Here is a 19312-nt window from a genome sequence, read left to right as displayed (position 1 = left end):
GCTCAGCCCCGGCGCGGCGCGGTCGGTTCCGCCGGGGCGGTGGGTGTCCTCGCGGGGGTCGGTTCCGCCGGGGCGGTGGGTGCCGGTGCCGCCGGGGCGGTGGGTGTCCTCGGGGTGGCCGCGGCAGGGGTACGGGCCGGGGCGCCGGCGGGGAGGGCCGCGCCGTCCCGCCCGGTGGCGTCGCCCGGCGCCGGGGCGCCGTGGCGGGCGGCCGCCTCCGCCGCGACGTCCCGGAAGCGCCGTACGGTCGTGGCCCACCGGTAGCGTCCGGCCCGCAGGGCGGCGGCCCTGCCCATGGCCTCACGGCGGTCGTGGTCGAGGGCGAGCGCGCACCAGGCCGCCGCGAAGGCGCTCTCGCCCCGCACCAGCGCCCCGGTCACGCCGTCCTCGACGGAGTCCCGCAGTCCGGGTACGTCGAACCCGATCGACGGGGTGCCGCGCCCGGCCGCCTCGGTGACGACCAGCCCCCACCCCTCGACCGCCGACGGGTGCAGCAGGAGCCAAGAGGCGCACAGCAGCCGGTGCTTCTCCTCCTCGGACACCCGGCCCGCGAGGACGACGCCGGGACCGGCGAGGGCTTCGAGCCGCCGGGCCTCGGGGCCGTCGCCGACGATCACCAGCGTGCCCCCGGTGACCGGCCGCACCCGTTCCCAGAGCCGCAGCAGCAGGTCGATGCGCTTGTACTCGACCAGCCGGCCCACCGCCAGGAACAGCGGTTCCCGGGACCTGGGCGTCCTGGGCCCCGGGTCCTCGACCCCGTTGTGCACGATCCGGATCCGGTCCGGGTCGACGCCCAGGGCGCCGAGCGCCGACGCGGTCGACTCCGAGACGGCCACCAGGAGGTTGCCCCGCTGGGCGCCGGACAGGGCCCAGCGCTCCAGCCTGCGCCCGATGCCGGCGGCGGGGCGGGGGTAGCGCATGCCCCACAGCTCGGTGTGGACGTGGTTGACCAGGCAGAGGGTGGGCCCCCGGTGCCACAGGGGCGCCAGGTAGGGCAGGCCGTTGCACACCTCGACCAGCAGGTCGCAGGCGCCGACCTGGCGGGTGAACGCCGCGGGGGCCCGCAGGAAGTGGCCGAGGTCCCCGCCCGCCGAGACGACCCGGTAGTCGCGGTACACGGCGGGGCCCCCGCACAGCAGGGTCACCTCGTGGCCCAGCTCCGTCAGGCCCTCCGCGAGCCGGTCGACGAGCAGTTCGGAGCCTCCGGCGGCGGGGTTGCCGAGGTCGCGCCGGGAGAGGAAGACGATCCGGCGGGGAGCCCCGACGGCGCCGCCGCCCCGGGAGGACCGTCCGGAACGGGCAGCGGCCCGGTCCGGGACGCCGCCCGGGGTGGAGGCCGGGGCCGGGGTCCCGATCGGGGGCGGGGCCGGGGGTGCGGCGGGGAGCGGGGTCGGGGCTGCGGTCAGCGTGGGGGGCACGTGCTGGGGCATGCGGGCTCCAACTCGTTCGGGTCGGGAACCGATGACGATGCTCCGGGCCGGCATGCGGTCGCCGGCACCGGGTGGGGGGATGGAGCAGGTCATGGAGGGCCGCCCCCGGAGAGGCGGGCGTGGCGGTGCGGTGGGCTGGTCAGTTTTCGCCAACTCCGCCGCCACAGCTACTCACCCGGATGACAAATTCCGCACGGATGAGGGGCGGCAGCACGCAGTTTCGCTGGCGGTGGGCCGGAATCCCGTCGTCAGCGCCCGGCCCGGCCGGCCCGTCGCGCCCGCCCACGTCCTCCCCCGGCCAGGAGCACCACACCGGCCGCGGCCGCCAGTGTGCCGGCGACGGCCGCACCGAGGGGTGCCGTTCGTCCGAGCAGCCGGAGTCTGCGATTGTCCGCCGAGGCCAGCGCCACCTGGGCGCGCTGGGTCGCCGGGGTGAACTCCAGGCGCCGGCTGTCCAGCAGGACCACCGCGTCCTTGGTCGACCCGGGCGCGCGCAGCACCTTCCGGGGGCCGATCGCGGCGTTCACGATGCGGCCGGTGCGTCGGTCGACGACGAGTTCGATGCCGTGGTTGGAGTACCACTCCTCGGCGAGGACCTGGGGCCGGCCGGGCTGCCCGACGAGCCGGCCCGGCACCAGGCGTGTGCCCGTCCTCGCCGGTTCCACGCGGCCGGTGAAGCGGTACCCCTCGTACCCCTGGACCGTGGCCCGACCTGCGAAGCGGAGGGTCACGGTGGAGCCGAGCGTGCCGTCCCACCAGCGGTAGGGGCGTTTCTGTACATCGAAGGGGAACTTCAGGTAGGCCTCGCCGTCGAAGGCCGGCGACTCCTGGCAGCAGTGCACCGGTTCGTTGGTGCGCCGGTCGGTGACCCAGCGTTCCAGGGTCCACTGGAGGGAGTCGTGGGTGGCGGCGGCGGGGAGCGTGTGCTCGGCGTCCACCGAGGTGGAGACGTCCCACACGGCCCGGCCGCTGCGGACGCTGTCGGCCACGTCCCCGCGCACCTGGCGGGTGATGGTCAGCGGGCGGCCAGTGACGGTCTCGATCCGGCGCGTGTCGAAGTAACTGCCCGTACCGGTGAAGACGGTGAGGGTGTCGACGTCGATGGGGGTCACCTTGGCGCGCGGCTGGACGTACTGGACGAGCAAGGGGGCGAGGACCAGCAGGAACACGCCGGTCCCGAGCAGGATGAGCGACAGGGGGGAAGCGGTGCGACGCATTGCGGACACTCCGTGGGGGCCGGGACGAGGTTGCTCGGCGTAACGTGCACTCCGGGAGGGACTCCGTATGGGCCGGGAACCGTAGGGGTCCTCTTGACGGACTGTCAATGCACTGGTGCGATGGGGTGGTCGCCGTCCGGGGTGGCGGGCTCGTGGTGGGGTCCCAGCGTCAGAAAGGCTGACCCGACCATGTCCAGACTGCTCGCCGCCGCCCTCACCGTGGCGGTCGCCGCGGCGCTCGCCGTGGGAGCGGCCCTCGGCGTCGTGGCCCTGCTCGAGGCCACCCCGGAACAACCCAACGTGCCACTGATCAGCCATCAGACGGCTTCGCCGCGGGGGTGACCGGAGGTGACCGGAGTGGACACGCAGGCGCCGGCCGGTGAACGCGCGGCCTGGGCGGACCTGCCCCACCGCCAGGTGCGCGAGTTCGCCGACCGCGCGATGGGAGAGGTGCCCGCGCTCGCCCGGGAGATCCTCGACACGATCTGCCGTGAGCATCCCCGCATGCCGCTGCTGGTGGACGACTCGGGCGAGCTGGTGGCCCTGGTCGGCATCCGGCGCGCCCTGGAGGAGTTCCTCCAGCACCTCGTGTACGGGTCCGGCAGTCCCCAGCCGCACCTGGAGGTCTTCCAGGACTTCGGGCGCGGGGAGGGGCAGCAGGGCCGCACGCTCGACTCCCTCCAGGCGGTGTACCGGCTGGGGGTGCGGCTCGCCTGGCGGCGGCTGGCGGAGATCGGCCACGAGGCGCGGATCCCGCCCCCGGCGATGTACGACCTGGCGGAGGCCGGGTTCGCCTTCCTCGACGGCCTGGTGGACCAGACGGTGCGCGGTTACGCGGAGGCCGCCGCGCGGCAGGCGGGCGAGCGGCTGCGGTTGCAGCGCAAGCTGACGCAGGCGCTGCTGGGCGAGCACCGTCCCGACCGGTCACACCCCCTGGAGGAGTACGCCGCCCACGCCGCCCGCATCGGCTGGGCGGTGCCCCAGCGGGTGGCCGTGGGGGTGCTCCAGCGGCCGGCCCGGGACTGCGTGGCGCCGGCCGTGGGGGCGGAGGTCCTGCTGGACATGGAGCGCGAACGGCCCCTGCTGTTCGTGCCGGACCCGGGGGTGCCGGGCCGTCGCGAGCAGGTGCACCGGGCGCTGCGGGGCTGGACGGGTGCGATCGGCCCGGCCGTGCCCCCGCCGGACGCGGCGGCGTCGCTGCGCTGGGCCACGGAGGCGATGGGGCTGATCGAGCGCGGCCTGCTGCCGTCGGGGGACCTGCTGCACTGCACGGAGCACATCGACGCGCTGGTCCTGCTGCCGCCCGAGGAACTGATCGGGGCGCTGGCCGACCGCTGCCTGGCGCCGCTCGCCGACCGGGGCCCGACGCAGCGGCGCCGGCTGGCGGAGACGCTGCTGGCCTGGCTGGAGACCCGGGGCGGCGCCCCGGAGATCGCCGCCCGGCTGGGCGTCCACCCGCAGACGGTCCGCTACCGGATGCGGCAGATCAAGGAGCTGTGGGGCGACGACGTGGAGGACCCGGACCGGCGGTTCGAACTGGAACTGGTGCTCCGCGCCCAGCGATTACAGGGCCGGCTGGCATGACGCAACGGGTGCGGGGCGGTGGGTGGTGGGTGCGGTGGTCGGCAGCGGCCCCGGCCCGCTGGGAGCCCGGAAACCGGCGGACGCGGAGGCCGGTGCGTGCGGACCCGCGCGGGCGGCCGCCTGGACATGGAGGCCGGTGCGTGCGGGGACCGCGCGTGGCCGCCTGGACACGGAGGCCGGTGCCCGCGGCGGTCGTGCGGGCCGGAAGCACGTGCGTGCGGTGGCCGGAGGCCGGTGGGCGCGAAGCCCACACAGGGGCGGTACGCCCGGGAGCCGGCAGCGTGCGGGAGGCGGCCGGCGCGGGCGGACCGCGGGCGGGCCCTGGGGCGGCGGCACCGCGTGCCCGGACGTGACGGCTGCGGGCGGACCGCGGGCCGGTGCGCCTGATCGCGGGGACGGCCCGACGTCACCGCCGGGACGGCCCGACATGAGCGTCGGACCCCTTGACTGCTCACCCCGCAGCCGGGATTCTCGTCGCGCGCGCGATTTATGCGGACATGACAATCACCGCGGGCCCGGTACGCGTCCGGCTCCCGGCGGTGCCCTCCGGCTGGAAATCGGGTGATGGCCTTGTCGCTACGCTCGCACGGCAGGCTCAAGGTTCTCGCGGTGCTGTCCCTGATCCTCACCCTGCTGACCCTGGGACCGGCGCCCGCCGTCACGGGCTCCGCCGCCTCGGCAGGCTGGTGGGAGCCGCCGGCACGGCCCGCCCCCGACTCCCGTGTCGACGTCGCCGGGGAGCCGTTCAAGGGCACCGACGCCCAGGGCCGGGTGCGGGGCTTCGTCGACGCGCACGACCATCTGATGTCCAACGAGGCCTTCGGCGGCCGGCTGATCTGCGGCAAGCCCTTCTCCGAACTCGGCGTCGCCGACGCGCTGAAGGACTGCCCCGAGCACTACCCCGACGGCTCCCTCGCCGTCTTCGACTTCATCACCAAGGGCGGCGACGGCAAGCACGACCCGCACGGCTGGCCCACCTTCAAGGACTGGCCGGCCCACGACTCGCTGACCCACCAGCAGAACTACTACGCCTGGGTGGAACGGGCCTGGCGCGGCGGCCAGCGCGTCCTCGTCAACGACCTCGTCACCAACGGGGTCATCTGCTCCGTCTACTTCTTCAAGGACCGCGGCTGCGACGAGATGACGTCCATCCGCCTCCAGGCGCGCCGCACGTACGAGATGCAGGCGTTCGTCGACCGGATGTACGGTGGCCCCGGCGAGGGCTGGTTCCGGATCGTCACCGACTCGGGCCAGGCCCGCTCGGTGATCGAGCAGGGCAAGCTGGCCGTGGTGCTGGGCGTGGAGACCTCGGAGCCGTTCGGCTGCAAGCAGATTCTGGACGTCCCGCAGTGCGACAGGGCCGACATCGACCGGGGCCTCGACGAGCTGTACGCGCTCGGTGTCCGCAGCATGTTCCTGTGCCACAAGTTCGACAACGCCCTGTGCGGCGTCCGGTTCGACTCGGGCACCCTCGGAACGGCCATCAACGTGGGTCAGTTCCTGTCGACGGGGACGTTCTGGAAGACCGAGAAGTGCACCGGTCCGCAGGCCGACAACCCCATCGGCAACGCGTCCGCGGCCGAGGCGGAGAAGAAGCTCCCGCCCGGTGTCGCGGTCCCGTCGTACGCCGCGGACGCCCGCTGCAACACCCGCGGCCTGACCGCGCTCGGCGAGTACGCCCTGCGCGGGATGATGGAGCGGAAGATGATGGTCGAGATCGACCACATGAGCGTGAAGGCGACGGGCCGCGTCCTGGACGTCCTGGAGTCCGAGTCGTACCCCGGCGTGATCTCCTCGCACAGCTGGATGGACATGGACTGGACGGAGCGGGTCTACCGCCTCGGCGGGTTCATCGCCCAGTACATGCACGGCGCCGAGGCGTTCACCGCCGAGGCCCGGCGCACGGACGCCCTGCGCGAGAAGTACGGCGCCGGCTACGGCTACGGCACCGACATGAACGGCGTCGGCGGCTGGCCCGCCCCCCGGGGCGCGGACGCGCCGAACCCCGTCCGCTACCCGTTCCGCAGCGCGGACGGCGGTTCGCTCATCGACCGGCAGACCACCGGTGAACGCACCTGGGACATCAACACCGACGGCGCCGCCCACTACGGCCTGGTCCCGGACTGGCTGGAGGACATCAGGGTCACGGGCGGCCAGGACGTCGTCGACGACCTCATGCGGGGCGCCGAGTCCTACCTGTCCACCTGGGGCGGCTCCGAACGGCACCGCGCGGTGAACCTGGCGGCCGGGGCGGCGGCCTCGGCCAGTACGTCCGAGTGGAACCCCTTCACCAGTTACGCGCCCGGCCGCGCCGTGGACGGCGACCGCCGCACCCGCTGGGCGAGCGACTGGCGCGACCCGCAGTGGCTCGGCGTCGACCTGGGCGCCACCCGCACCGTCGGGCGGGTCACCCTCGACTGGGAGCGGGCGTACGGGAAGGCGTACCGCGTCGAGGTGTCCACCGACGGCGACACGTGGCGGACCGTCTGGTCCACCACCGCCGGGGACGGGGGCCTCGACACCGCCCGGTTCACCGCCGTGCCGGCCCGCCACGTCCGCGTCACGGGTCTCGAACGCGGGACCGATTGGGGCTACTCGCTCCACGAGGTCGGCGTGTACGGCTCCTGACGCCCCGGCCCGTGCCTACAGTGCCCAGCCAGTCGGACAACGGCGGAAGGGGCATCGCGTGCACTGGGCGTACATCGGCTCGTTCACCTCGGGAGGCGGCCGCGGCATCACCGTCGCGGCCGTGGACCCGGCGACCGGGGCGCTGACTCCGCGTACGAGCGTCGACACGGTCGTCAACCCCTCCTGCCTCGTCCTCGCCCGCGACACCGGGGTCCTCTATGCGGTGAGCGACACCGATCCCGGTGCGGTGGCGGCGTTCCGCACCGGGGCGGACGGCGGGCTCACCCCGCTCGGCCCGGCGGTCGGCGTGGCGGGCTCCGGCCCCACGCACCTGTGCGTGGCGGGGCGGCGGCTGTACACGGCCAACTACGGCTCGGGCGGCGTCAGCGGGCTCACCGTGCGCCCCGACGGGAGCCTCGCGGGGCCGCCCGCCGTGCTGGACCACCAGGGCTCGGGCCCCGACGCCGACCGGCAGCGCGGGCCGCACGCCCACCAGGTGCTGCCCGCGCCCGGCGGACGGTGGGTGCTCAGCGTGGACCTGGGCACCGACTCGGTGCGGGTCTGCGCGGACGACCCGGCTTCGGCGGGGCTCCGGGTGCACGGGGAGACCGCGCTGCGGGCCGGGTCGGGGCCGCGGCACCTCGCCTTCCACCCGGACGGGGAGGTCGCGTACGTACTGCACGAGCTGGAGCCGCAGATGACCGTCTGCCGGTGGGACCCCGGGGCGGGGCGGCTGGAGCCGCTGGCGGAGGTGGCGATCGACCCGGAGGGCGCGGGTGACGGGGAGCGGGTGTACCCCTCGGTGGTCCACGCCGCGCGGGACGGCCGGTTCGTCCGGGCCGCGGTGCGCGGCAGCAACAGGATCCTGACGTTCTCGCTCGCGGACGGGGCGGAGAAGCCCCGTCTCGTGGGCGCCGTGGACTGCGGGGGTGTGTGGCCCCGCGACCTGGTGGCCGGCCCGTCCGGGAACCGGCTGTACGTCGCCAACGAGTGGTCCGGCGACGTCACCTGGTTCGACGCGGACCCGGAGAGCGGTGACCTCCGGCGCGGCGGCGCGCTGGAGGTGCCGGCCGCCGCGTGCGTGGTCCTCTCCTGAGCGTCCGGGGAGCTACGGCCGGGCGCCCGGCCGGATCGACGCCTTCGACTGCACGGTGTGGAGGGCGTCCACGGCCTCGTCCAGCACCTGTTGGCCGAGCCGGCCGTCCGCCCCGACGTGGACCTTGTCGACCAGTCCCCCGTTGAGGGACTCGGCGTGGGCGGTGGTCGCGGAGGGGGCCAGGGCGGCGCCGGTGAGGGCGAGCAGGGCGAGGGCGCGCGGGGCGCGGGCGAGGGCGGTGCGTGGCATGCCGGGCCAACGACGGCCCGGCGGGCCGGGTCACGGCGGCGGTCGCCCGTCCGGCGCAACCGGCGGCCCCGTCTCAGTCGCCCGCCCGGTCCAGCTCCTCGTCCAGGGCGAGCGCCGCCATGATGAGCGCCACGTGGGTGAACGCCTGCGGGAAGTTGCCCAGTTGCTCCCCGGTGGGCCCGATCTCCTCGGCGAACAGGCCGACGTGGTTGGCGTAGGTCAGCATCTTGTCGAAGGCGTAGCGCGCCATCCCCACCCGGCCCGCGCGGGCGAGGGCCCCCGCGTACAGGAAGCTGCACAGCGAGAAGGTGCCCTCGTCGCCGCGCAGGCCGTCGGGTGAGGCGCGCGGGTCGTAGCGGTGGACGAGGCTGTCGGAGACCAGTTCGGCCTCCATGGCGTCCAGGGTGGACAGCCAGCGCCGGTCCCGTGGCGAGAGGAAGCCCACCACCGGCATCAGCAGCAGGGACGCGTCCAGGACCTCGCCGTCGTAGTGCTGGACGAACGCCCCGCGGCGTTCGCTCCAGCCGCGTTCCATGACCTGCGTGAAGATCGCGTCCCGTGCGGCCGTCCAGCCGGCGACGTCGGCCGGTCTGGCCAGTGCGGTGGCGAGGCGGATGCCGCGGTCGAAGGCCGTCCAGCACATCAGGCGGCTGAAGGTGAAGTGGCGCCGGCCGCCGCGCGTCTCCCAGATCCCCTCGTCGGGCCGGTCCCAGTTGCGGGCCAGCCAGTCGAGGAGCGCGGCGAGGTTCCGCCAGCCGTCGTACCCGGCGAGCCGGGCCATGTCGGGCGCGCGGGCCATGTCGGGGGCGTGGACGCTGTCGGGGGCGCGGGCGGTGTCAAGGGCGGGGGCCGCGTCGGGGGCGTGGGCCAGCGCGTACGCCACCTCGCCGTAGATGTCGAGCTGGAGCTGGCCGGCCGCGTCGTTGCCGACCCGTACGGGCGCGGAGCCCCGGTAGCCCTCCAGGTGGCCGAGGAGTTCCTCGGGCAGGTGCGGGTCGCCGTCCACCCGGTACATGATCTGCAGGGGCTCCCCCGTCACCGTGGCGCCCGCCGCGACGCGGTCGCCCAGCCAGCGACGGAACGCGTCCGCCTCCTCGGCGTACCCGAGGTCCAGCAGCGCCTTCACGGACAGGGACGCGTCACGCACCCAGGTGTAGCGGTAGTCCCAGTTGCGTTCCCCGCCGAGGCGTTCGGGCAGTCCGGCCGTGACGGCGGCGACGGGCGCGCCGGTGGGGGCGTACGTCATCAGCTTGAGGGTGATGGCGGAGCGGTTGACGACCTGCTGCCAGCGCCCCCGGTACCGGCTGCGGCGCACCCATCGGTGCCAGTGGTCGTACGTGGCGCGGAACGCGTCCCGGACGGTGGCCTCGGTCGGGCGTGGCGGCGGGGGCATGCCGGTGCCGGGGCACACGGTCAGCACCGCGGCGACCCGCTGCCCCTGACGCAACGTCAGGTCGGATCGTACGTCGGCCCCGTCGCGCACCAGTTCCACGGGGTGTGCCGCGTCGCCCCCGAGGTGCAGGAACACCGTCGTCCCGGGGCCGGTGAAGCGCGCGGTGTCCCGGTCCGCGTCGAGGCGGTGCGTGCCGCGCCCGTAGTCGAACCGGGGCCGGCACTCCAGCCGGAAGCGGACGGTGCCGCGGGTGACGCGCACGACCCTGATGACGCGCTGCCGGTCCCCCGGGTCCGCGAGACCGGCGGGCGGCATGAAGTCGACGACCTCGCCGACGCCCTCCTCGGTCAGGAACCGCGTCACCAGCACGGCCGTGTCCGCGAGGTAGAGCTGACGTGTCGTCGCGCCCTCCGCGTCCGCCGGTGCGACGGTGAAGTGGCCGCCCCGGTCGTGGTCGAGCAGGGCCGCGAACAGCGTGGGCGAGTCGAAGCGGGGCGCGCAGAACCAGTCGAGGACCCCGTCGGACGAGATCAGCGCGGCCGTCCGCAGGTCGCCGATGAGCCCGTGGTCGGCGATCGGTGGGTAGCGGCGCATGGCGGTCCCTTCGCGCGATCACGCTCTGCCCCGACGCTAAGCCGCGGTGGCCCGGGCCGCACGCGGGGCCGTCCGGGGCGGGCGGATCACCCGTGGGGCGGCGCGGGAGTGCCGAGCGGCGCGGGGGCCCGTTGAATGGCGGCACCAGGTGCGCCGCCGCTCGTCGCGGGCGGCGCGCGTCGTCCACCACGGCCCCGCACGGCCGGGCCGGTGGCTCCGGGAGGGCACATGGCGTCACCGCGGAAGGGCGTGCTGCGGCGCGTCGGGACCTGGTGCGCACACCACGGTGCGATCGTCGTCGTCCTGTGGCTGGCGGCCCTGGTGGGGCTCCAGGTGCTGGAGCGGGCGCAGGGGGGCGACTACTCGGACGACTTCACCCTGCCCGGGTCCCAGTCCCAGGAGGGCCTCGACGTCCTGAAGGCGCACGAGCCCGCCGCCGGCGGCTACAGCGCCCAGGTCGTGCTGCACGACGCGTCCGAGCCGCTCACGCAGGTGAGCGGTCCGATCGGCACGGCCGTCGGCAGCCTGCAGAAGCTGCCGCACGTGCTGAGCGCCCAGAACCCGCTGCCGGCGCCCGGTACGCCGCCGCCCGCGCAGGGTGCCGCGAACGTCGGCCCGCTGTCGTCGGACGGGCGGACCGCGTACATCACGGTCCGGTTCGACGTGCAGCCCTCCACGCTCGGCTCCGCGTACCTGGACGGGGTCGACACGGCGGTCGAGCCGCTGCGCGCGGCGGGCGTGGAGGTGGAGTACGGCGGGCCGCTGGGCGAACTGGCGCGACCGGAGGCGGACGATCGCACGAGCGAAGCCATCGGCTTCGGAGTGGCGGTCCTGGTCCTGCTGGTCGGCTTCGGCAGTGTGGTGGCGGCGGTGATGCCGCTGGTGACGGCGCTGATCGCGGTGGTGTGCGGGCTTGCCCTGCTGGGACTGCTGGCGGCGGCGTTCACGTTCGCCACCGTCTCGCCCACGCTCGCGACGATGATCGGCCTGGGCGTCGGCATCGACTACGCCCTCTTCCTGATCACCCGGCACCGGCAGAACCTGATGGACGGCCGGGACCCGCCGACGGCCGCCGGGCTGGCGGCGGCGACCAGCGGCCGGGCCGTACTGGTGTCCGGCTGCACGGTGATCATCGCCCTGTCCGGGCTGTGGGTGTCCGGCATCGGCTTCATCGGCAAGCTCGGGCTCGCCGCGGCCGTCACGGTCGTCACCGCGGTCCTCGGGGCGCTGACCCTCGTACCGGCGCTGCTGGGTCTGGCCGGGCGGCGGATCGACCGGCTCCACGTCCGGCGGCCCGTCGCCGAGACGGAGACCGCGAGCACCGGCGCCGCGGGGGCGGCGGGGACGCTCGCGGGGACCGCGGGGGCGACAGGGGCCACGGAGGCCGGCGGGAGCGCGGGAGCCGCGCGGGGCGGCACCTGGCACCGCTACGCCCAGCGGGTGGAGCGGCGTCCGTGGTGGTTCCTGGCCGGCGGGGTGGTGGTCCTGGCGGTGCTGGCGGTGCCCCTGCTCTTCATCCGGCTCGGGCACATCGGCGACGGCGCGGACCCCGAGTCCTTCACCGACCGGCGGGCCTTCGACCTGATGTCCTCGGCCTTCGGGCCGGGGTCGAACGGGCCCCTGACGCTGGTCGTCGACCAGACGGACGTCCCCCAGGCGGACCGGTCGTCCCTCGCGTCCAAGGCGCAGAGCGCCCTGACGGGTGTCCCCGACGCGGCCCTGATCACGCCCCTGGAGCCGACGCAGGACGGCGACGTGCTGATCGCCACCGCCTACTCCGTGGCCGACCCCCAGGACGAGAGGACCACCGCCCTGGTCAACCGGCTCGTCGACGACGTGCTGCCACAGGCGGTCGCCGGCACCGACGCCCGTACGTACGTCACCGGCACCACCGCCGCGCAGGTGGACTTCCTGGACATCGTCTCCAGCCGGCTGCCGCTGATCATCGCCGTGGTCGTGGGGCTGGCGTTCCTGGTGATCCTGGTCGTCTTCCGCGGGGTGCTCGTCGCGGTGAAGGCGGCGGTGCTCAACGTGCTGTCCATCGCCGCCTCGTACGGCGTGCTCGTCGCGGTGTTCCAGTGGGGCTGGGGCGGACCGGCGCTGGGCGTGTCGGGCGAGGTGCCCATCGAGAGCTACGTACCGATGATGATGTTCGCCATCGTCTTCGGGCTCAGCATGGACTACGAGATCTTCCTGCTGTCCCGCGTCCACGAGGCGTGGCTGCGCACCGGGGACCCGAAGGCGAGCGTGGCCCACGCCCTGGAGATCACGGCGCGGGTGATCACGTGCGCGGCGCTCATCATGGTCAGCGTCTTCGCCGCCTTCATCCTGAGCGACAGCATCGTCGTCAAGATGCTGGGCCTGGGCCTCGCCGCGAGCGTGCTCATCGACGCCACGATCGTCCGCCTGCTGCTCGTCCCGGCCGCGATGACCCTCCTCGGCAGGCGGGCGTGGTGGACACCCCGATGGCTGGACCGGGTGCTGCCCCACATCGACCCGGAGGGCGGCACCACCGACCACCCCGGCGCCGGCACCCCGGCGGACGCGGCGCCGGGTCGCGGCGGCCGCGGCGATACGGTGCGTTAGACCCTGTCGAATGCCCTCGCCGGGTGACCGCTAGCGGGTCTGCGCATGCGGCAGCTCGCACCGCTGTTCGACGTCTCGCCGGCGACGGTGTGCCGGGGGATCCAGCGGCTGCGGCCGCTGCTCGTGGCCACCGTCTGCGAGGGCGTGACCGTGCTGGGGAACGGCGCGTACATCAACACCGGTCTGGTGATGCCGACCCGCAGACGCCCGGGCCGGGCCCTGCTGTCGGGCCTGGAGGAGGACAACGCCGAGCACCGACGGGTGTGGACTCCGCTGCCGCGCTGACGGTAGTCGCGGAGGATCTTGTAGTGCTTCATCCGAGTGAAGGCATGCTCGAGACGGGCCCGCACCACGCGGTCCAGGCCGTCGCCCACCTGCACAACCTCGCCCACGCCGCATGACCGGACCGGCGCCCAAGCCGGCCCCGGCCTGCCCGGGTACAACCTTTTGCAACACGCTTCAGGTCCACTTGGCGGAGGCGGTCTCGCCCGACCTCTCGCCTTCACCATCATCGCAGGCCAGGCAGGTGAGAGGCCCGCCTTCGAGACGGTGATGCCCCGCATATGGGTGTCCCGTACCGGCCCAGTAGCCAGCATCCCAGAACCCGGGGCCGCCGGGGCTGTACGCCGGTCGTGCGGCTGTGCGGCCGCGGTTCCGGGCGAGTGTCTCTGGCGGGCATGACCTGCTACAGGCCTGGTGAGCGGAACCCGGCTGTTCTATGCGGTCCGGGAGTACACCGGGCGCAAGGACCAGCCGAAGGGCTTCGGCTGGCGCGACTTCCGTGATCCGATCGTCCGGGCACGCATCCAGCTGGGCGGGCCGATCGTGCTGGTCTGCGACAACCTCCGACTACACCTGACGAAGCCGCTGCGCGAGTTCATCGACGCGAACGCCGAATGACTCACGGTCGTTCAGCTGCCCACCTACGCGCCCGACCTCAACCCAACCGAGGGCGTGTGGTCCCTGGTCAAGCGCGACATCGGCAACCTCGCCGCCGCCAGCCTCAGCCAAGTAACCCGCGCGGCCATGCGTCGGCTCAAGCAGCTCCAGCACCGGCCGGACGTGATCGACGGCTGTCTTGCCGGCACCGGCTTGACCCTGGGCACCCGACTCTCCAGGCCTGGGCCTGACTGTGTCGCTCGTCCGCCGGTAGGAGACGATGCAGCCCACACCAGCGCATGAAAGCGAGCAACTTCATGACGGAACCCGCTCCGATGGACCTGATCCACCTCGCCGATCCGGACGGGAATCGCTGCATCGTGCGCGTCACGGGACGGTGCCAGCCGGGCGCGCTGACCGGCCACGACATCCTGCACGCGGACGTACTCGCCTCCGCGAGCTTCGTGGACGCCCGGCTCGGCCTCTACCTCTTCCCGCACGACCTGGACTCCTGGGAGCAGGAGCTGTCCAACCTTCGACCAGGCCAAACAGCCAGCATCGGCGGAGACCGCGGCCTGAGCCTTGACATCCACGTGCACGAAGACGGCTGGCTGTCGATCCAGGTCAGCGACCCGGACCGCCTTACGACGGTCCTGGGAACCCGACCCCAGGGAGACTGGATCGCGGAGCACCGCAGGCGCCTGGAACAGGTCCGGCAGACGTGGCCCCGCGAAGTCGTCGAGACGGCATCAGGAACCTACGAGTGGAGCCCCGAGCGCAAGCGGTGACCTCCTGAATTCAGCAACCGACATGACGCATTCAAGTTCAGTAGTCACAACCGGGCGCACCAGCCCCGCCGTTTGTTCGGCACTTCCCGGTGGGCGGTCAGGGCATGAACACGGGTATCCAGAACGCCGTCAGTCGGCTGGAAGCACACCGCGGTGATCCGCGGCCAGGCTCCTGACTTGTTGCTCAACCCCTACCAGGACGAACGCCACCCCGTAGCTGCCCTCGTCCGATCGCCCTTCCGGGGCCCAGTGGGTGCGGAAGACGGGGTGGAGCACCCCTCCGTGCGGCGGCCGCTCGCTCGGTGGAAGCCGACCTGATGGCCGCCCTGGTGATGCGGGTTCCGTCCCCGTGCCGCCCCGGCGCGCCGTGCGTCGGTCGGGGTCCCTGGCCGGCGGGGCGGAGCACCGCCCACCCCTCCGGCGCGCGGGGCCCGCGGGTCCTGTCTTCGGCCGCACCTGCGGTAGGGGAGAATCTGGGCCATGAGTGAGAACGTCTACTTCAAGGTTTCCGCCAACGGCGAGGATCTCGGCCGCATCGTCTTCCGTCTGTTCGACGACGTCGTGCCGAAGACCGCCCGCAACTTCCGTGAGCTCGCGACCGGCCAGAACGGCTTCGGTTACCAGGGCTCGCCCTTCCACCGGGTCATCCCGGAGTTCATGCTGCAGGGCGGTGACTTCACCAACGGCAACGGCACCGGCGGCAAGAGCATCTACGGCGGGAAGTTCGCCGACGAGAACTTCCAGCTCAAGCACGACCGTCCGTTCCTGCTGAGCATGGCCAACTCGGGCCCGGGCACCAACGGCTCGCAGTTCTTCATCACGACCGTCAAGACCCCGTGGCTCGACGGCAAGCACGTCGTCTTCGGCGAGGTCGTCGAGGGTGAGGACGTCGTCAAGGCGATCGAAGCCCTCGGCAGCGGTTCCGGCACCACCTCCAAGAAGATCGTCATCGAGGAGTCCGGCGTCGTCGCCTGACCCTCTTCGAGTCCCTGACGGGACTCCCCGGGTCGCGACCCCCACCCCGCGACACCAGCGCCCCGTCCGTCATCAAGGACGGACGGGGCACGGTATTCAGGGCCGGCGGGCCGACCGCCTACCGAGCGTGGCCCTGCGGCAGGCATCCCACGTGGACCAGGGGGCAGGTGCGTAGCAGCCGACCGGGGAGAACCGATGTTGCCGACCGATGCCGCGCCCCTCGCCTACAAGGGCTTGGGGACGATGCCCACCTGGTTCATCGTGGCCGTTGTCGTACTTGCCGCCGTCTGTATCGGCCTGGCGGTGAACCGCAGGCGGCGCTGAAGGACTCCGGCGCGCCCCCGGTCTCCGTTGCGGAGCGCCCTGCCCCTTGCGCGGCGCATCGCCGCACCCGACAGGCGGGCCCGGGGGTGCCGGGTCCGTCCGGCGGGCGCCGGTCAGGCGGGGGTCAGTCCGGCGCGCCGCGCCAGTGTCATCGCCGCCTCCAGCCGCTCGGGCGGTACGCCCTCCGGGAGGGCGGCGGTCAGGAGCTCCGCCACGGCGGTCTCGTCCACCGTCCGGGCCTCGGCGCGCTCGCGGAACCGCGTGACGGCCCCGCCCAGGCCCCGCTGCTGGTCCCGCGTCAGGCGGTCGGCGTCCGCGAGGGCCCCGACGAGGGCCGTGAACTCGCCCTCGCTGTCCACCCAGGGCGCGGCACCCTCCAGGCCGTCCTCCGTGAGCTGCTCCGGGTAGGGGATGCGGTGCCAGGCGCCGTCGTCGTACCAGTAGACGAAGCCGAACAGGTTGCCGTCGGCGTCCTCGCGCAGCTGCTCCCAGGGCAGCCAGTCCGGGCCGCCCGCCAGGAAGTCGATCTGCCGGCCGTCGATGTGCGTGTGGCTGCCGTCCGGGTCCTGGCCGACGAGGACGGCCCGCCCGCCGTCCGCCGGGGTCAGCCGCCACCACCCGCCCGCGCCGGTGCTGTGGCACCACAACCCGTCCCCGTCGAGGACGTGTTCGGGCCGGCGGTCGGAGCACGCCGCTTCCACCAGCGCGAAGGTGACGGCGCGTGCCCAGAGGCGGGCGGGGTGGTCGAGATCCTCGGGAAGGCTCGGTGCGTGCACGGTGGTGGTCCCCCTTCGAGCGGTGTGTGCGGGAGCCAGCCTCACACGGAAACCGGTGGACACCCGCACCGGGGGCCGCCTAACGTGTGCGGTGACGCCCACGACAGCGGAAGGGAGGCGAGCGCCGTGCACAAGTCATGTTCCCCGCGCTCCCGTTGCCTTTCCCCGGCGTCCTTGGTCTGACCGGGAGCGCTCCACCACGCTTCGTCCCGGAGGACACCTCTCATGACCGACCCGGTCATCCGCGTACTCGACTCGAGCGACGCCTCTCTCTTCGACACCCTGCCCGATCCCCTCGGGGCCCGCGCCGCGCACGCGCGGAACACCCACCGGCCCGAATGGAAGCGGGTGGCGCTGCGCGACGGTGAAGTCGTCGCGCGTGGCGCCTGGTGGGGCGGTCCGGACGACGACACCCCCATCAACATCAACTGGTTCGACGTCGCCGAGGGCGAGGAGGAGGCGGGCGCCCACCTGCTGCGCTCCTCCCCCTACCGGGTCGAGCTGGAGATCAACCTGCCCGCCGGCTGGCGCGACGACCCGGTCACGCGCGCCGCGGGCGAGACCCGGCTGCGGGCGGCCCGCGCGGCGGGCTACGAGGTGCTGGTCGAGCGGTACATGTACCGCTGGACGCCGGACCTCGGCCTGCCGGAGCGGCCCGGGCGGCTGAGGTTCGCGGCGGAGCCGGACGACGCCGTGTTCTTCGACGCGCTGCGCCGCATCCACTCGGTGACGCTGGACGCGCACGCGCTGCGGGCCGTCGCGGAGGGCGGTCTCGACCAGGCGGCGCGGGAAGAGCTGGACTTCTTCCACTGGTGCCCGTCACCGCGCGAGTGGTGGCAGGTGGCCTACACGCCGGACGGGGAGCCCGTCGGCATCCAGATCCCCGCGCACAACCCGTCCGGGCCGTGCGTCGGCTTCATCGGGGTCCTGCCGGAGCAGCGCGGGCGCGGCTACGCGTACGACCTGCTGGCGGAGTGCACGCACTTCCTGGCCGAGCGGGGTGCCGGCTTCATCGCCGGGGCCACGGACCAGGGCAACGCGCCGATGGCCGCCAACTTCGCCAAGGCGGGGTACCCGGTGGTGCGCGAGCGCGTCAACCTGGTGCCGGCCGACAGCGCCTGACGGCGGGCCGCCCGGGGGCGTGCGGACCGGCACGCTCCCGGGCGGTCACCCGTAAGGGGGCCGGCCGGTACGACTACCGGGCCCCGGGGGATGGCCCGGCGTGGCGGCGGGCAGCGTCACCACCGGCCGCTCGGCGGCCGCAGCGCCCACGCCCACGTCCACGTACCCCGGGAACGACCATGAAGAAAGCCCTCCTCGCCTGTCTGGCCGCGGCCGTCACCGTGTCCGTGGCCGCCGGCGGGTACCTCGCCCTGCGACCGGCCGGCACCTCCGCCGCGCCGGTCACGGCCGTCGCCGCCGCCTCCTACGATCCCGCCGGGGCACGCGAGGCGGCGGCCCAGGCCGACGACGTGTTCCACGGCACCGTGCTGCGCGGCACCGGGCGGCGGACCATCGCCGAGATCCCCTCGCGGCTCTACGAGGTGCGCGTCGGGCACGTCTTCAAGGGCGGCCTCGGCGGCACCGTCACGGTCACCCAGCCGGTGGCCGAACCCGCGCTCCGGCCGGGCGGGTACGTGTTCGCGACGACCTCGTGGCACAACGGGGACGACGAGCACGGTCTCCTGGCGGGCTCCCCTCCCTACCCGGCGGACGACCTCACCGCTCCGGTGCGCGGCGCGGCGGCGGGCGCGGGGACGAGCGTGGGCGCGTACTGGCGGGAGGCGGTGGGCCCCCGGCGCGGCGGCCCTGCCGGCTGACGCGGGAGGCGGGGCGGGGGGCCCGTCCCCGGCCCCGCCTCCCGGGGTCAGCCGAGCACGCGCAGGGCGCCGGGGCAGACCCGTACGGTGACCGGGAGGGTCGCGTCGACCTCGCCGTCCGCGCCGTAGGGCAGGTCGCGGTCGGCCTCGATGCGGATCTCCTTGCCGCGCAGCACCTCGACCTGCGGGCGCCGCATGTGGGCGCCGGTCTTGAGCTCGTTCATCATCGCGAAGAACAGCCGCTTCGGGGCGTGCCGGATGACGACCACGTCGAGCAGGCCGTCGTCGACGCGGGCGTCCGGCGCGATGCGGCGGCCGAAGCCGTAGTAGCCGGAGTTGGCGGCGACGACCGTGTAGCCGCGCCGCTCGTGGGTGGTCGTGCCGTCGACGGTGATGCGGTACGTCGCCGGGCGCCAGCCGACGACGGCGCGCGCGCCGCCCGCGTAGTACGAGGCGGATCCGCGCAGCAGCCGGGAGTGGTTGGCGTACCGGTTGGCGACGGCGTCGACGCCCGCGTACACGCTGCCGAGCACCGCGATGCCCGGGTGGGCGGCCGAGTCGACCCTGATGGTGTCGACGGCCCGCGGTGTGCCGTGCAGCAGGACGTCGGCGAGGGCCGCGGGGTCGGCGGTCAGGCCCAGCGCCCTGGCGAAGTCGTTGCCGCGCCCGGAGGGGACGAGTCCGAGGACGGCGTCGGTGCCGCTGAGCACACCGCCGACGGCGCCGGCCATGCCGTCGCCGCCGACCGCGAGGACGGTGTGCCCCTGGGCCGCCGCCTGCCGTGCCAGCTCGCGGGCGTGGTCGAGGCTGCGGCTGTAGCGGGTCTCCAGCCCGGCGCCCGCCTCCCGCAGGAGCCGGGCGACGGGCAGCAGGGCCGCCGTGCCGCTGGAGCTGCCCGCGGCCGGGTTGACCACGGCGGTGAACTGTCGCATGTGCGCGCCTCCGAGGGGCGTGGGCAGGCCGGGGCCTGCGG

Annotated in this window: 16 protein-coding genes and 4 pseudogenes; 13 read left to right on the top strand and 7 right to left on the bottom strand. The window is 74.1% G+C overall.

What is annotated here, in order from left to right:
- Positions 1–2: 2 nt before the first annotated feature.
- A complete protein-coding gene (locus tag A4V12_RS04905; RefSeq protein ID WP_079136813.1) occupies positions 3–1430 on the bottom strand; it encodes a glycosyltransferase family 4 protein in 1428 nt (475 codons plus the stop codon).
- Between the two features lie 248 nt (positions 1431–1678).
- Positions 1679–2647 carry a DUF3068 domain-containing protein gene (locus A4V12_RS04900; RefSeq protein WP_064067954.1) on the bottom strand — a complete coding sequence of 323 codons (969 nt, stop codon included), beginning with the start codon at positions 2645–2647 and terminating at the stop codon, positions 1679–1681.
- Between the two features lie 189 nt (positions 2648–2836).
- Between A4V12_RS04900 and A4V12_RS37915 the strand changes: the two genes are divergently transcribed.
- The 4 genes from A4V12_RS37915 to A4V12_RS04885 all read left to right on the top strand — a co-directional run bounded on the left by A4V12_RS37915 (position 2837) and on the right by A4V12_RS04885 (position 7955).
- Complete coding sequence (locus tag A4V12_RS37915) at positions 2837–2989, top strand: hypothetical protein (protein ID WP_199831219.1); 153 nt, start codon at positions 2837–2839, stop codon at positions 2987–2989.
- A 15-nt stretch (positions 2990–3004) separates the two neighbouring features.
- Positions 3005–4231 (top strand): helix-turn-helix domain-containing protein, encoded by a 1227-nt coding sequence (locus tag A4V12_RS04895; RefSeq protein WP_064067953.1) that lies wholly within the window; start codon positions 3005–3007, stop codon positions 4229–4231.
- A gap of 564 nt (positions 4232–4795) precedes the next feature.
- Entirely contained in the window at positions 4796–6859 is a 2064-nt protein-coding gene (locus A4V12_RS04890; RefSeq protein ID WP_064067952.1) for a galactose-binding domain-containing protein, read from the top strand.
- 58 nt (positions 6860–6917) lie between these two features.
- The gene (locus tag A4V12_RS04885) at positions 6918–7955 is read left to right on the top strand and encodes a lactonase family protein (protein ID WP_064067951.1); all 1038 of its coding nucleotides are present in this window, start codon (positions 6918–6920) and stop codon (positions 7953–7955) included.
- A gap of 12 nt (positions 7956–7967) precedes the next feature.
- On the opposite strand, the gene A4V12_RS04880 is transcribed toward A4V12_RS04885, so the two are convergent.
- Entirely contained in the window at positions 7968–8204 is a 237-nt protein-coding gene (locus A4V12_RS04880) for a hypothetical protein (RefSeq protein ID WP_064067950.1), read from the bottom strand.
- Positions 8205–8277: 73 nt separating this feature from the next.
- On the bottom strand, positions 8278–10191 hold the full coding sequence (locus tag A4V12_RS04875) for a glycoside hydrolase family 15 protein (RefSeq protein ID WP_064067949.1): 1914 nt from the start codon (positions 10189–10191) through the stop codon (positions 8278–8280).
- Between the two features lie 228 nt (positions 10192–10419).
- Between A4V12_RS04875 and A4V12_RS04870 the strand changes: the two genes are divergently transcribed.
- Positions 10420–12777, top strand: coding sequence for an MMPL family transporter (locus tag A4V12_RS04870; RefSeq protein ID WP_107415321.1), 2358 nt, complete (start codon positions 10420–10422; stop codon positions 12775–12777).
- A gap of 39 nt (positions 12778–12816) precedes the next feature.
- Positions 12817–12904 (top strand): annotated as a pseudogene (locus A4V12_RS39880) (IS5/IS1182 family transposase); the annotation flags it as partial.
- 136 nt (positions 12905–13040) lie between these two features.
- On the opposite strand, the pseudogene A4V12_RS38330 reads toward A4V12_RS39880, so the two are convergent.
- Positions 13041–13133, bottom strand: a pseudogene (locus A4V12_RS38330) (IS5/IS1182 family transposase); the annotation flags it as partial.
- A gap of 124 nt (positions 13134–13257) precedes the next feature.
- On the opposite strand from A4V12_RS38330, the pseudogene A4V12_RS38325 reads away from it, so the two are divergent.
- From A4V12_RS38325 to A4V12_RS39415, 5 genes and pseudogenes are all read left to right on the top strand, one after another.
- Positions 13258–13359, top strand: a pseudogene (locus tag A4V12_RS38325) (IS5/IS1182 family transposase); the annotation flags it as partial.
- Positions 13360–13376: 17 nt separating this feature from the next.
- A pseudogene (locus A4V12_RS39875) lies at positions 13377–13878 on the top strand (transposase); the annotation flags it as partial.
- 95 nt (positions 13879–13973) lie between these two features.
- Positions 13974–14444, top strand: coding sequence for a DUF5959 family protein (locus tag A4V12_RS04855; protein WP_064068006.1), 471 nt, complete (start codon positions 13974–13976; stop codon positions 14442–14444).
- A gap of 480 nt (positions 14445–14924) precedes the next feature.
- Positions 14925–15419 (top strand): peptidylprolyl isomerase, encoded by a 495-nt coding sequence (locus A4V12_RS04850; RefSeq protein WP_064067947.1) that lies wholly within the window; start codon positions 14925–14927, stop codon positions 15417–15419.
- Positions 15420–15614: 195 nt separating this feature from the next.
- Positions 15615–15743 (top strand): hypothetical protein, encoded by a 129-nt coding sequence (locus A4V12_RS39415; RefSeq protein WP_267893180.1) that lies wholly within the window; start codon positions 15615–15617, stop codon positions 15741–15743.
- Positions 15744–15856: 113 nt separating this feature from the next.
- Here the strand turns inward: A4V12_RS39415 and A4V12_RS04845 are convergent, their stop codons facing one another.
- On the bottom strand, positions 15857–16519 hold the full coding sequence (locus tag A4V12_RS04845; RefSeq protein ID WP_064067946.1) for a hypothetical protein: 663 nt from the start codon (positions 16517–16519) through the stop codon (positions 15857–15859).
- A 225-nt stretch (positions 16520–16744) separates the two neighbouring features.
- On the opposite strand from A4V12_RS04845, the gene A4V12_RS04840 reads away from it, so the two are divergent.
- On the top strand, positions 16745–17641 hold the full coding sequence (locus tag A4V12_RS04840; RefSeq protein ID WP_064067945.1) for a GNAT family N-acetyltransferase: 897 nt from the start codon (positions 16745–16747) through the stop codon (positions 17639–17641).
- A 179-nt stretch (positions 17642–17820) separates the two neighbouring features.
- Positions 17821–18339, top strand: coding sequence for a hypothetical protein (locus A4V12_RS04835; protein WP_064067944.1), 519 nt, complete (start codon positions 17821–17823; stop codon positions 18337–18339).
- Positions 18340–18386: 47 nt separating this feature from the next.
- On the opposite strand, the gene A4V12_RS04830 is transcribed toward A4V12_RS04835, so the two are convergent.
- Positions 18387–19271 (bottom strand): diacylglycerol/lipid kinase family protein, encoded by an 885-nt coding sequence (locus tag A4V12_RS04830; protein ID WP_064067943.1) that lies wholly within the window; start codon positions 19269–19271, stop codon positions 18387–18389.
- Between the last annotated feature and the right edge of the window lie 41 nt (positions 19272–19312).

Origin of the sequence: Streptomyces noursei, from assembly GCF_001646665.1 — a bacterium.
Lineage (GTDB): Bacteria > Actinomycetota > Actinomycetes > Streptomycetales > Streptomycetaceae > Streptomyces > Streptomyces lavendulocolor.
Note: the sequence above shows the minus strand (reverse complement) of the source record. Positions and strands in the feature narration are given on the sequence as shown.